Here is a 14403-nt window from a genome sequence, read left to right as displayed (position 1 = left end):
AAAAGATGAAAAAAATATTCATATATATACCCCTTGCCATCGCGCTTTTTAGCGCTTGCAAAAAAGACAACTACGACTCCCCTGATGCAGAACTTTCAGGCAACATTGTCGATGCTGAAACAGGAATCAAAGTACCCCAGCAAACCAATATTAGCGGTGGCTACCTGCATCTTTTCCAAACCGATTACCCTAAGCCCTCTGCCATCCAAACCGCATTGCATCCCGATGGCAGTTATACCCGGGGATTTATGTTTAGCGGCCAATACAAGGTGGTGCCAACCGGCCCGTTTTTCTACCTCGATACGGTGAATGTTACTGTAAACGGCCCAACAACACTAGATATCAAAGTCGTGCCCTACCTTACCATTACCACCGAAGTATTGAGTAAAACCGGCACCAGCATCACGGTAAGGGTAAAAGTGGCACAATCCGCAAAAAGCACACAAAAGATTGCAAGGGTTTTGGCAGTAGCCGCACCTTTCCATACGGTAGATGTTAACAATTATGCCGGCAGCAGGGGCTTAACCGATACAGAACCCATCGCCAATGCAAAAGTGGTAGCCACCAGTTATGAGTATACCATCACCGGTTTAAAGCCTAATACCCTATATTATGTACGTGGCGGCGGTCGTACCATCAATACTGGTAGTTATTACAACTATTCACCCATGTTAGAAATCACCACAAATTCACAATAACCCATGATTAAGCAAAACTCCCGAAAGCCATCCCATCTATGGGCTTTAGCGGCCATAGGCACCCTGATTTGTCTGTCTGGCTATACCATGGCGCAAACCGCCACCCAACCCAATCCCCAGCCCTTTGTTATTCCCGCTTTGCGGGAATGGCATGGCGGCAAAGGCGAGTACCTGCTTAAGTCTTCCAGCAGGATCGTTTTGACTTCCGGTCATCAGAAAGAGCTGGAAAAAGCAGCCACTATTTTAAAGAATGATATCCAGGCGCAAACAGGCTATGAATTAAAAATTGTCAGCACAGCCCCTAAAAAAGGAGATATCCTGTTAAGCCTTAGCGAAACTGACAGCAGCATCGGTGAAGAAGGCTATCACTTTAAGGCCAACGAATACCTGAGCATCGGCGCAAATAACTACAAGGGCCTGTTCTATGGAACACGCACCTTGTTGCAACTGCTGGAACATAAAAAAAGCATTCCACAAGGGAGCGCGAAAGACTTCCCGGAATTCAAAGTGCGCAGCTTTGTACTTGATGTGGGCCGCAAGTTTTTCAGCCTTTCCTTCCTGCAGGATTATGTAAAACTCATGTCCTATTACAAATTCAATGACTTCCAGATTCACCTGAACGATAACGGCTTCAAGAAGTATTTCGATGAAAACTGGGATAAAACCTATTCTGCTTTCCGGCTAGAAAACGAAACCTATCCCGGCCTTACCGCCACAGATGGATCCTATACTAAAAAGGAATTCATCGCTTTGCAGGCCCTGGCCACCGACTATGCCCTGCGCATTATCCCCGAGATTGATGCTCCAGCCCATGCGCTGGCCTTTACCAAAGTAAAACCAGAACTGGGCAGCAAGGCCTACGGAATGGACCACCTCGATTTACAGCATCCAGGCTCACTGGAGATGATGAAAAATGTGTTCAAAGAATACCTGAGTGGCGATCAGCCTGTATTCACCGGAACTGAAGTCCACATTGGAACGGATGAGTATGACAAAAAAGAAGCAGAACTTTTCCGGGCTTTCACAGACCAGATGATTGAACATGTTCAAAGCTATGGAAAAACCGTGCGCATCTGGGGTGCCCTCACCCATGCCGCCGGAAAAACCCCTGTAAGGGTCAAAAACGTAAACATGAACGCCTGGTATAATGGCTATGCCGATCCCATTGAAATGAAGAAACTGGGCTATAAGCAAATCAGCACGCCTGACGGATGGCTATATATTGTGCCAGCCGCAGGTTATTATTATGATTACCTGAATTACAAAAACATCTATGATAAATGGAGCCCGCTCCAGGTTGGCAATGTGCGCTTTGCGGCCGGAGACAGCACAATTATTGGTGGTGCATTTGCGGCATGGAACGATATCGTAGGCAATGGCATTAGTGAGAAAGATGTAAACGACCGCGTTTTCCCCGCCATGCAGGTACTCTCCCAAAAAATGTGGGGTGGCGATAAAACCATAATGACCTATGAGGCTTTCGATGCGGAAAGAAAAAACATCGGTGAAGGACCCTCCATTAACATCAGGGGTAAAATTGGAACCACCAGCCAATCGCCAGTTGCTTCCTATACTTTCGATAAGCGCGAAAAAAGCATACCAATCAGTCAAGCCAGCTACGCAAAAGGAAAAAAAGGAAAAGCATTATCCTTTACCGGCGCAAATAGCTTCGCCAAACTGCCTTATAAAGAAATCGGCTATGATTACACGGTGTCCTTCTGGATTAATCCTTCCGACAATCCAGGCAGTAATATCTCTCTTTTCAAATCATCCAATTCAGAAGTTAAACTTAAACAAGGCGACAGTGGAAAACTTGGATTCTCCAGAGATGGTTACCATTACGATTTCGATTATACCGTTCCCGAAAAAACCTGGACACATATTACCATTTCTGGCACAGCAAAAGGAACAAGCCTGTACATTAATGGCCGTTTACAGAAAAGCTTGAAGGACAACTGGATACAGTATACCGATAAGGATAAAACCAAAATGCGGAAAGTGGAGACCTTATTTTTTCCACTTGATCAAATCGGAGGATTTAATGGAATGATAGATGATTTACAAATATGGAACAGGGTGTTGTCTGATGAAGAGCTATTCAGTGTAAAATAAATCAACTTGATCCATTCCCTTTGAATGAAATGCAAAAAAATTGCGCTTAACAGTGGCTGTTAAGCGCAATTTTTTTATTAAAATCTAGTGTTTGTAGGATCAGCAGCATCTCCGGCTTCTGGGTTCCTAGACTCAGGATTTCCGAGCATTCCTCCACGCTTATAAAACCTTCCTTTATCAAAGTGATGGTGTTTATAAAAGGCATCCTGATCAAACTCAGTAATGGTATCTTCCATTCTAAGTGCTGCTGGGCTTCCGATAATGTTTCGTATCTGAACTTCCATTTCCGGACCAATCGTATCTTTATCATAACCCGGTAAAGCCGTAAACTGATCGATGTGCAGGCCTGGTAATACAACCTCATCATCGCTGGTATGCAGGTGAGCAATCCCAAGCGGGATCATCACTTTTTTACCATCAAGATTCATCAGGTTATCGTTTAAATCGACAACCAGGTATCGCACAGCACGTGTTTGAGGATCAAAAAGTAGTTCCTCTACCTTGCCGATGTAGGTGCCAATTTCGTTTTTAACTTCCCATCCGGTAATATCAGGTTCGCCTTCAACGATCTGAAAATCACTATGGCTTAACTCTTGCAGGTATCTATATGTATTCTGTTCCATGGTTTTTGCGTTAATTGTTAATAAAAATTATTGTTTTGGAAATACGACAATAGATACATTGCGATTCTGTTGACGTCCTGATTTGGTTTCATTATTTGCTACCGGCTCTGTTTCTCCTAATGACTGTACAGAAACTTGTTCAGTAGAAATATTTCCCTTTTCTGTAAGCCAATCTTTTACCGACGTGGCACGTTCTTTACCAAGCTCCTTATTTTCATCAGCTGGTCCGGTAGAATCTGTGCTTCCGTAAACACCTATTGTAGCCCCGTCAAAACGCTTGCTTATTACCCCTGCAATCATCTCCAGTTTTTTCACGCCACTTTCAGAGAGGTCATTTCCTGCTGAGGGAAACAGAATATTTTCTCCAAGGGTGTAAATGGTATAAGTTCCATTACTTCTAGTCTGGATATCACTGTCGCTTATATCCGGATCAGTTTGTGTTGCTGCGTTGAAATCAACGCTATTCCAGTCTGGTGTCGTCATGGCTATTGGTGCCTCAGTAGAATCAGTAGCGATCGTATCACCTGATGTTCCTGTGGTTTCATTGTTGCATTTATTGAAAAGCAACGCTGCCAGTAAGATGGCTAAAATTACAATGATAAGCCAGACCCACCAAGGTCTTGCCGGTTTAGGTTCTACTTCTAGATGTGCCATATTTCTTGTTTTAGTTTTTGAGATTTCCTAAATGGAAATCGAACATAGAACACAGCCGGCTTAAAAATGTTTGGTGAGGTAATTAGCGTGGCATATTAGACTCCCTGGAATAAAACTTTTTTTGGTACGTAATGTTCTTAACACAACTTATTCTAATGATTATGCATTCGTATATATCTAAGTTGACCAAAAAAGGAGCTTCAGCTGTCTTTTTAGCATGTTTATGCTTATTTTATTCAGTTAAACTGAACGCACAAACAGATTCCCCGGCACCATCTACAGAGACCACAGCAATAGAAAAACAAATTCAAGCACGTGCAGCTGCAGTGGAGAAAAAGTTGATCGCATGGAGAAGAGATATCCACCAGCATCCTGAATTAGGGGACTTCGAAACCAGAACTGCGGCATTGGTGGCGAAACACTTAAAAAGTCTTAATATTGACGTAACTACCGGCGTTGCCCGCACAGGAGTTATTGGCATTTTAAAGGGTGGTAAGCCTGGTAAAATTGTCGCCCTGCGGGCCGACATGGATGCTTTGCCTGTTGAGGAGCCAGAAGGATTACCCTTTGCCTCAAAAGCTACTACACAGTTACAAGGAAAAGAAGTGAGATTAATGCATGCCTGTGGGCACGATGCACATACCGCCATGTTGATGGCAACCGCAGAGGTACTTTCTGGAATGAAAAAAGATATCCCTGGCACGGTGATGTTTATTTTTCAACCAGCAGAAGAGGGATCCCATACACCTGATGCTACTACCTGGGGAGCGAAAATGATGCTTGAAGAAGGGATATTCAAGAAACATAAACCAGATGCGGTTTTTGGCTTACATGTCATGATGGGTCAAAGTGGCGAGATCTTTTATAAAAGTGGTGCAACTACTGCTAGCAGTGACATCCTGAAGATCGTGGTGAGTGGTAAAGGTGGCCATGGCGGTATGCCCTGGAGCACACTTGACCCAGTGCCTACTGCGGCCAGCATTATATTAGGCCTGCAAACGGTGGTGAGCAGAAAAGCAGATCTTACTGCCTCGCCTGCAGTGATCAGCATTGGCACTGTTAATGGTGGATCAAGCCAGAACATTATATCCGAATCCGTAGAAATGACAGGCACTATCCGTGCTTATGATGAAACCTTGCAGAAAAAACTACATAAGGATATTACCAAAATGGCTAATGGTATTGCTGAAGGTGCTGGTCAAACGGCAAAAGTGACTATTACTCCTAATTACGGGGTTACGATTAATGATGACAAGCTTGCCTCAGAAATGTTGCCTGTTTTGCGTCGTGCAACAAACAATAAAGTTAGCGAAGCGCTATTACAAGGTGCTTCAGAAGATTTTTCTTTTTATGCTAAAGAGGTTCCCGGACTATTTGTATTTTTAGGAGTTACCAAAAAAGGTGAAGACCCTGCTACAGCAGCGCCAAATCATAATCCTAGATTTTTTGTGGAGGAAAGCGCCTTGGTAGTTGGTGTACGTGCCATGTCATCCATGGCCCTTAATTTTTTGGGAAAACAAGAAAAGTAAATTATAAGGATTCAGGCTGGTTTATATTTATTTCCCTTTTTCTTCTAAAAAAAGCGAGAAATTATATTTACATGAAAATTGTACCCTAATGACAGAGGAACTAAAATCATCTCTGAAATTGTTCCTTTGCCCCCACTGTAATTCTACGCCTGTTTGAAATTGTGAAACAGGCAGGTACAATAAATTGAAAATGCCATAGTGGCCATTTTTGAATGCATTATCTGCTTGTGCATCCGAGTTATCTATCCGTATTGCGGAATATCCAACTGTGCTGCTCAATTTACTATTCCAGCTACGTTCCAAAAAAACAAGTCCGCCAATCACCGGTAAGGACACTCCTAATAAAGGGGTGACAGGATCACTAACATTATTTTCTATACCGATATCAGGACCGCCATCTGTTAAATAGTTCTCCATTCCTCTACCAGTAATGACTTGCCCTTTTAAAAGCGTTTTACTATCCAACCGGTGAGTGGTGCTAAGGTAAAAACCCCAACCAATCTCATCTCCACTAAGGTCAATTGGACTAGGAACAGTATTTTCCCATTTGATCCATTTTAAAACGCCTGCCACTTCAACATAGCCATTTTTCAAGAATCTACGGTACTGCGCAGTAAGATCCGGCACCTTGAATTGAGGCTTCACATTTTCAAGTTCTATCCTATCAGCATAAATACCATCATCAGAAATAGCGCCCGGCTGTTCTAATGCCAGCCCCCACCTTGCCTTCTCATTTACCTTCATATAACGTACCTGAATAGATCGAAGAAATGCCCTGCTCGGTGGCGCACCGAAGTCCAGGGTGTTTGGAGTTACATCAACATCTGTGAATAGGCTTTCCGTTTGTCCGACCGTAAACCTCCCAAGCTCAATGTATGCCCTTCGAAAATGAAAAGTGGTTTGACCGACATCCGGCCCCACTCCAAAAAGATCAAACTCAAAATTGGCCTTAAGCTGGCCCAGGGATGTTGGTGTCCAATTGTTGAATCCCAATCTCGTTTGGCGAACACCGAAGTAAATTTTTCCATCTGGTGCGAATTGATCTTCAAACTTGGGAAGTTTGGTGACGCGTAAAACATCAAACCAGTTAGGATCTGTCTGGTTGAAATTATAGCCAATATCTGCTTTAACAAAACCATATATTTCAAATCCTTTTTTCAGTTCCTGTTCCTGGGCTATTGCCTGACCAATACCGCACAGGAATAGTTGGATGTACAACACCTGCAGAAATTTTATATTTCGGAATAAACTGAAACAATCCATTTGATCAATGCTTTACTTCATTAACGCCAGAATAGTCAATAATCATAAGTCATTCGTATAGTATGACTTACATTACAATTTACAGTTTATTATTAATTACTCAGCAAAAAAAACAACAAGTTTCTTCATCACAACACATCATAGATGAAATCCACATTAATAAATCGGCAGATTTTGCTCAATAATGAATTTGAATTCTTCAAATTAAATAAGCCATTTATACATACCTTGCATGGGATAGCCTAATTATTCATTTATGTTTACGAAACCTGCTACCTTAAAAGAGATTGCTATAAGATTAAACATATCTATCTCAACCGTGTCAAGGGCGCTCCATGACCATCCAAGCATCGGTTTAACGATGAGACAAAAAGTCAGAAAGGTCGCCAATGAACTGAACTACGAACCGAATCAATCAGCGGTGTTTTTTCAAAAAGGGAAAACGCATACCATTGGTGTTATTCTGCCGGAGCTTTCTGAAGCGTTTTTTTCTACTGCTACGAGTGCAATTGAAGAAACTGCCTATAAAAAGAATTACACGGTGCTGCTTGCGCAATCACATGATGACGAACAAAAAGAAATAGAACTGGTAGACAAAATGAAGAAACACCGGGTTGATGGCTTGCTGGTTTCATTAGCTAAAGACACCTGTACATTTGAGCATTTTGAGCGACTGAAAGATTACGACATTCCCGTTGTATTCTTTGACAGGATACCGCCCATGCCAAATATTCATTCTGTGGCCTGCAATATGGAAACAGGCACTATTGAAGCGGTCAGCTTCCTGTTAAAAAAAGGACATCGGACCATTGGCATGATCAATGGCCCAAAAACACTTTTTGCAAGCAATGAACGTAAGGAAGGATATATTGAAGCCATGCAGAAACACAGGCTAAAATTCGATCCCTCGCTTATAGTGAACTGTGACCTTACAGAAGGAGATACAGAAAGATGTTTGACAGAACTATTAGCCAATAAAAGGAAGGTAACTGCCATCGTTACATTTAATGATTATGTTGCTTTATTCGCTATTAAAAAGACAAGGTCACTACAGATCTCTGGAAATAATAGCCTGGAATTCGTAAGTTTTGCTAATCTCCCCCTTATCAATTATATGGATCACGTTCCGGTGGCCTCTGTAGAGCAGTTCCCCTACGAACAGGGCCAAAAAGCAACAGACATTTTATTTGAACTACTTGCTCAAAAAGAAAGAAGTCCCGGTAAACCGGCGGCCTTTTACAATTTTATAATTGAGTCTAAACTCGTCGAGAACACCAGGGGAAACACACTATAGCAACACGGCTTACTTCCAGGGCTGTTATAAGGAAATTATAGAAACGTAATTGATTGAAAATAAAAAATTACGCAAACGCTTGTGTTAAGCATTTAGTATTAAATTAATTACGTTTGTTTAAGTCTAAAAACAGTTGAATGTTAAATAATATCCTAAGCAAGTTTGGCCTCGAAGCAACAAATTACCACATCCAAAAATTTGGTGGAGGCTTAATCAATGGAACCTGGAAAGTAACTGATGGGGAAAAATCAGACCAATTTATTTTGCAGCAAATTAATAAAAACGTGTTTAAAACACCGCAGGATATAGCAGATAATATCAGCAAAATAGGTGCATATCTAGATCTTCACCACCCCGAATATCTTTTTGTATCGCCTTTGGCAACTACAGACGGCAGTTACATTATAGAAGATAATGATGAATACTATCGCCTATTTCCCTATGTGAAAAATTCAATCACAATCGACACGGTTAAATCTACTCAGGAGGCTTTTGAAGCAGCCCAGCAATTTGCCAGATTCACCTACCTTTTGGCAGACTTTAGCGTAGATCATTTAACTTATACCTTTAAGGGTTTCCATGACCTTACAACCCGCTATAATCAATTTAGGCAGGCCGTGAAGACGGCAGACCCTGAACGGATGTTAGTGGCAAGAGAAGCCATAGAAAAGGCCAATTTATATCAGGATGTTGCTTTGACGTATGAAAATATTGTGAAGGATAAACTCATTCCATTTCGGGTCATCCATCATGACACTAAAATAAGCAATATTTTATTCGACGAATCGCGTAATGGATTATGCGTAATTGATCTTGATACGGTGATGCCAGGCTATTGTATCAGCGACATAGGGGATATGATGCGCACCTACCTGTCGCCTTATAATGAGGAGGAGCGGGATATCACAAAGATTGTAGTACGAGAAGAAATTTTTAAAGCAATTGTAGAGGGTTACTTTTCTGAAATGGGAACGGTGATTACCGAGATGGAACGAAACCTTTTCGTGTATGCTGGAAAATTTATGATATATATGCAAGCATTACGTTTTTTGACGGATTATCTAAATGGTGATATCTATTACCATACAACGTATCCTGAACATAATCTGGTGCGGGCAAATAATCAATTTGCATTATTGGATAGCTATCATGCTGCTGAGGGGCGTTTTCAACAGATCTTAGACACCATCATAAGCAACCTGCCCATTAAACATAACATCGCTTAAAAAATAATGGCGAACAGCTATTTAGCTGCCCGCCATTATCTTAATTAATTAGTAGGATTTTGCGTTAATTTTCCTGGGTATGAATTGATTGCACTTTGAGGAATGTAATAAACAACCCTATAATCTGTAGCTGTTATACTTTCAGTCTGGCTCTGAGGACCTGGGTAAGCACGGGTAAGCGGCTTTCCATTACGGAACACATCAAAACTACGCTCTGCCTGAAAGGCCAATTCCAATTGTCTTTCCTTATCAATTAAGTCTCCTGCATTTGAAGCATCTAAAGAAGCATAACCGCCATTAACAATGGAGCGTGTCCTTATGGTGTTTAAATCCGCAAGCGCTTCGCCAAACCTTTGTAATTTGGCATATGCTTCAGCTCTATTTAGGTATACTTCACCCAACCTGCTAAGTACTGGAGAGTGTAACTGCGAATTTTCTCCTTCACGAGAAGCTTTTATAATATAGAATTGAGGGAAAGCACGATTTAATGTAATAAAATTGTCGATCACTCCTGTGTAGGTTTTACCATTTTTGTAATTTATAGTGTAAATCTCTTGCGTGGCATCCACAGGTGTAAGTGTATACACATCAGCGCCCTCTTTACAGGTAATTGTATTCCCGCTTCTTGTTATAGTAGCTTGTACATAGTTTAGCACATTCCCAGTATCATCTTTAATAAATCTAAAGACTTCGGTATAGGCTCCTGTTGTAGTTTTTGAATAAGTAGGTTCGATAAATGCAGCCCTGGCATCCACTATTTTATATTTTTCTGGTCGCCAGTCATTCCTCCCTGTTTCGTTTAACAGGCTAATGTGTTTGGCACTTGCATACATTTCTCCCCAGCCTTGTCCGCCAATATTGGAATACATGCCACCAATACCATAATAATGATCAGAACCAGAATATTCTGATGCAACACGTTTAATGGCAAAAATGGTTTCGCGATTACTCTCCGGTAGGAAGGTGTTGTATTTCATGAATTGATCTCTAGGCAATAGATTATAGTTTGAACCATTGATCACTTTATTCGCATAATCTACGGCAAGTTGGCTATACGTAGGATCTGGATTATTATAAGTTCCACTCATATAAAGGTAGATCCTTGAAAGCATGGCCTGTGCAGCTTCTTTAGAAGCAAAAATAGGTCCTTTATTTACGGAGATCAACTCTTCTGCTTTTTTCAGATCCGCAATGGCTTGCTCATAAGTTGCCTTAACCGTTGCCCGATCAGGCAAGTTTAAATTGATAACGTCTTCAGGCGTACCATTAACAATGGGTACACCTAAATTGGTTTCCGGACTCTGATAATAGGGACGCCCATAAGCGCGAACCAGATAAAAATACATCATTCCTCGAACAAAGTAACATTCTCCTAATTTACTATCTAGCGTAGCGTTTTTACCTTGCGGAACCAAATTAATAATATTGGAAGCCTGAGCGATGGCCTTGTAGCCACTGTCCCAGAAAGTAGATAGCCTTGCATTATTTGGGGTTCTGGCAAAGGAGATGAATTCATAAAATGGATCAGTAGAAGATCCTCTGATCATGATGTTGTCGCCGGCGTATTCGCCCAGACGATGCATAGGATCTGACCAAGCTTTTAGCTGGGCATATACGCCATTAAGTAAACCATCAATTACTTCTTCTGGATTCTGATTAATACTTTCAGATTTCATTGACCCATAGGGTTCTCTATCGAGCTCACAAGAAGACAGGGTAATTATTGCAAAGATGATAGTTAATATCTTTTTCATTTTTATATTTTTTAGAATGAAACATTAAGTCCTAACATGAATTTTCTGGTCATAGGATAAACCGCTGGCCCTGTTGAAAATAAGATCGTTTCACCATCGTTAACTGGTATTTCCGGATCAACCCCTGAATATTTTGTAAGTACAAATAAATTCTCACCAGCTAAGAAAACTCTTAAATTCCTAACATTATATTTTTTTAAGTCGAAATTGTACCCTAATGCTAAGGAACGCATTCTAAAAAAGTCATTGCTTTCCAGGTAACGTGAAGAGGTAGAATTTCCTAAATCCTGGTTACCATATCGTGCTCTGGGATGGGTTGCAATATCGCCAGGTTTCTGCCAACGGTTCCAGCCATCCATCAATTGCATCTGGTTTCTATCTGTATAAGTTCCATCAGAATCGTATTCCTGACGAGAATAGTTATACAGTTTGCCACCAATCGAGTAACCAAATACCGCATTTAAATCAAATTTCTTCCATGTTAAGGAAGTAGTGATACCGCCGAACACATCTGGAGAGGCCTTGTCGAGCTTTTCCTGGGTAGCCTCTGCATATTTAGAGGTTGTTGTTCTTTCTGTTTCGTTGCCATTCGCATCTCTGGTTACTTTGTACCAAAGCGGCAAGCCATTTTCTGGATCAACACCTGCCCATTCCCGCATATAATAAGTGTCAATAGGTAAACCAATTTCTAGCCTCCGGCTTGCAGAGCCTGCTATACCCAAATCATCACCTCTAATGATCGGCTTCGCTGTATAAGTTCCGTCCGCATTTCTGGTTTTAAAGATATCGGTAAGTTCATTGGTATTGGTACCAATATTCACATCCAGGCTCCACACCAGGTTATCAGTACGGATCACATCGCCGCCAAGTGCAATCTCTATACCCTTGTTTTGCATTTTACCAACATTTTGCCATATGCTTGTTACGCCAGTTAAACCTGTAATAGGAACATTGTACAAAATGTTATCTGTGTTTTTGATATAATAATCTACGTTCAATCTCAATCTATTGTTGAACGCCGCAACATCCAACCCTGCTCCGCTGGTATAAGTTTCTTCCCAGGTGAGGTCTCTATTGCCAATCTGACTAATCAAAAGACCCGGAATACCATTGTAACCAGCGGCTGGATTTACAGAATATAAATCGTACTGTGGATACAACGAACTAGGGCGATTACCTACAGTACCAAAGGAAGCACGAACTTTTAAGGAATTGATAAAATCTGCTTTAAACCAATCTTCGCGATTGATATTCCATCCACCACTAACAGAGAAGAAATTACCATATTTCTTACCGAAATTAGAAGCCCCATCTCTACGAAGTGATACCTGTGCCAAATATTTACCATCATAGGCGTAATTTGAATTAAAAAGCAGCGATTGTACTGCCCATTCACTTATCCCTCCCTTGGTTCTTTCAGGTTTAGATACCACATCCAGTACTTCAAACCCTGGCAATAAACCAGTTCCGTATACATCTAAAGATTTGCTGCGGTAATCGTTAAATTCGTAAGCTGCCAGGGCGTTTAAACTATGTTTACCCCAGTTGTTGGTATAACGCAACATTTGATTAGTAAAGCGACGGGTATATTCAGATCTGTATTCTGTTATACGCCCGTTAACGCTAATTCCACCATTTGAACGGGGGTCTGTGTAACCGCTAGCAGAATAGGTATTGAACCTATAATTATTCACAGAAGAAAAAGTAAGCTGCTTAGTAAGATTGATATCAAAATCAAAATTCCCCATGAATTCATTGTTGTTATTTGCAGAATGGTCCCACTGCAGGTCATACAGGTAGTTTGTAGATACACTATTTACCCAAGCGCTGGAACGGTGTGGCACTAAATTTCCGTCAGCATCATATGGGCTATCCCATGGAAGATTTGAATACATGGAAGTTACAGAATATTGACGATCTGTTACTCCACGACGAGCACCAACTAAAGACGGCTTAACGGTTAACCAGCTAAAAGGTTTGTAAACAGTATTTAGCCTAAAATTATAACGATCGTAATTATATCCTTTAACAGCTCCTGTTTCTTTATAATACCCTACTGATAAGAATGATTGTAGTTTCTCTGTTCCACCTTGTAAAGAGATATTATGACTTTGATTAACGCCTTCTTTGGTCGCTAAATTCCACCAGTCGAAGTTACTGTTGCGTAAATCTGGATTCCAGCGTGGAAAACTAATGGTACTTGCATTGGTAAACGAAGAAAAATAATCATATAACTGCGCGCCATCCATCACTTGCAGATTACCGTTGTTAAGGGTAGTAAAACCAGCTTTTGAAGAAACATCTATGATCATCTGTCCGGATTTGGCTCTTTTAGTCGTCACGATGATTACACCATTGGCACCTTGAGAACCATAGATAGCAGTTGATGCCGCATCTTTTAAAACGGTTAGTCCTTCAATGTCATCTGGATTTAGATCTCCAGGGCTAGACCCTATAATAACACCATCGATTACCCAAAGCGGGCTCGTTGTTCCGTTCAACGTGGCTTGTCCACGAATGATAACCGCTCCCGCTGATCCTGGTCTTCCTGAGCCTGGCGCAACAAATAACCCAGGGGCTTTGCCAGAAAGCATATTTTGTACATTTGGCGAAGTAATGTTTTTTAGTTCGCTCCCTTTAATGGTACTTAAAGCACCGGTAAGGCTTTCTTTTTTCTGAACGCTATACCCAACAACAACCAGCTCCTCTAATGACTCACTTGATTCCGTAATGGTTATATCTCCTAGAGATACACCTGTTACAGTAACTTCTTTGGCATTATAGTTAAGAGAACTAATCGTTAAGATATCTCCAATTTTTGCTTCTATAGTAAAATAGCCCTCAGTATTGGTAGACGTCACTCGGTTGGTGCCTTTCACCCTAACTGTTGCGCCTGGAATTGGCCCACCATTTAGGTCTTTAATAGTGCCAGAAATACGCTCCTGTAGAAGGTCTTCTGTATTGATGGCTATCGTGTTACCTTCAATAGTATACGCCAGGGGAAGGTCTGCAAATAACTGTTGAAGTACGGTATTGATTGAATTTTCATTGATGTTGACATCAATATTTTTAATCCCTTGTAGGTCTTCGGCTTTATATAGTAAAGTGTATCCAGATTGTTTTTCTATTTCTTTTAAGACTTGGTTAATTTGTACAGATTTAAGATTTAATTTAATCGGTTGGGGAATGGCTTTTGCATTCGCCAGAGTGGATAGACACATGGTGCAGATTGCAATAACCTTCAACGTAA

At 41.1% G+C, this 14403-nt stretch carries 10 protein-coding genes; 5 read left to right on the top strand and 5 right to left on the bottom strand.

Going from position 1 to position 14403, the window contains the following annotated elements; translation table 11 throughout:
- The first annotated feature begins 5 nt into the window (after positions 1-5).
- Both IWX76_RS07510 and IWX76_RS07505 read left to right on the top strand, forming a co-directional pair.
- Positions 6-698, top strand: coding sequence for a DUF3823 domain-containing protein (locus IWX76_RS07510; protein ID WP_196859291.1), 693 nt, complete (start codon positions 6-8; stop codon positions 696-698).
- Positions 699-701: 3 nt separating this feature from the next.
- Positions 702-2810 (top strand): family 20 glycosylhydrolase, encoded by a 2109-nt coding sequence (locus IWX76_RS07505; RefSeq protein ID WP_196859290.1) that lies wholly within the window; start codon positions 702-704, stop codon positions 2808-2810.
- Positions 2811-2887: 77 nt separating this feature from the next.
- Here IWX76_RS07505 and IWX76_RS07500 read toward each other — a convergent pair whose 3' ends face one another.
- Together IWX76_RS07500 and IWX76_RS07495 are read right to left on the bottom strand one after the other, a co-directional pair.
- Positions 2888-3433, bottom strand: coding sequence for a PRC-barrel domain-containing protein (locus IWX76_RS07500; RefSeq protein ID WP_196859289.1), 546 nt, complete (start codon positions 3431-3433; stop codon positions 2888-2890).
- A 27-nt stretch (positions 3434-3460) separates the two neighbouring features.
- The gene (locus tag IWX76_RS07495) at positions 3461-4087 is read right to left on the bottom strand and encodes an OmpA family protein (RefSeq protein ID WP_196859288.1); all 627 of its coding nucleotides are present in this window, start codon (positions 4085-4087) and stop codon (positions 3461-3463) included.
- 161 nt (positions 4088-4248) lie between these two features.
- Between IWX76_RS07495 and IWX76_RS07490 the strand changes: the two genes are divergently transcribed.
- Positions 4249-5616, top strand: coding sequence for an amidohydrolase (locus IWX76_RS07490; protein ID WP_196859287.1), 1368 nt, complete (start codon positions 4249-4251; stop codon positions 5614-5616).
- Between the two features lie 27 nt (positions 5617-5643).
- Here IWX76_RS07490 and IWX76_RS07485 read toward each other — a convergent pair whose 3' ends face one another.
- Positions 5644-6834, bottom strand: a complete 1191-nt coding sequence (locus tag IWX76_RS07485; RefSeq protein ID WP_196859286.1) for a DcaP family trimeric outer membrane transporter — start codon at positions 6832-6834, stop codon at positions 5644-5646.
- Between the two features lie 301 nt (positions 6835-7135).
- On the opposite strand from IWX76_RS07485, the gene IWX76_RS07480 reads away from it, so the two are divergent.
- The gene (locus IWX76_RS07480; RefSeq protein WP_196859285.1) at positions 7136-8173 is read left to right on the top strand and encodes a LacI family DNA-binding transcriptional regulator; all 1038 of its coding nucleotides are present in this window, start codon (positions 7136-7138) and stop codon (positions 8171-8173) included.
- 137 nt (positions 8174-8310) lie between these two features.
- Positions 8311-9399, top strand: coding sequence for a phosphotransferase enzyme family protein (locus IWX76_RS07475; protein ID WP_196859284.1), 1089 nt, complete (start codon positions 8311-8313; stop codon positions 9397-9399).
- A 44-nt stretch (positions 9400-9443) separates the two neighbouring features.
- Here the strand turns inward: IWX76_RS07475 and IWX76_RS07470 are convergent, their stop codons facing one another.
- Entirely contained in the window at positions 9444-11153 is a 1710-nt protein-coding gene (locus tag IWX76_RS07470; RefSeq protein ID WP_196859283.1) for a RagB/SusD family nutrient uptake outer membrane protein, read from the bottom strand.
- Between the two features lie 11 nt (positions 11154-11164).
- A complete protein-coding gene (locus IWX76_RS07465) occupies positions 11165-14374 on the bottom strand; it encodes a TonB-dependent receptor (protein WP_196859282.1) in 3210 nt (1069 codons plus the stop codon).
- Between the last annotated feature and the right edge of the window lie 29 nt (positions 14375-14403).

The organism is Pedobacter sp. CAN_A7, assembly GCF_015752175.1.
Lineage (GTDB): Bacteria > Bacteroidota > Bacteroidia > Sphingobacteriales > Sphingobacteriaceae > Pedobacter.
The sequence above is the reverse complement of the archived record's forward strand: the minus strand, read 5'-3'. Positions and strand labels throughout refer to the sequence as shown.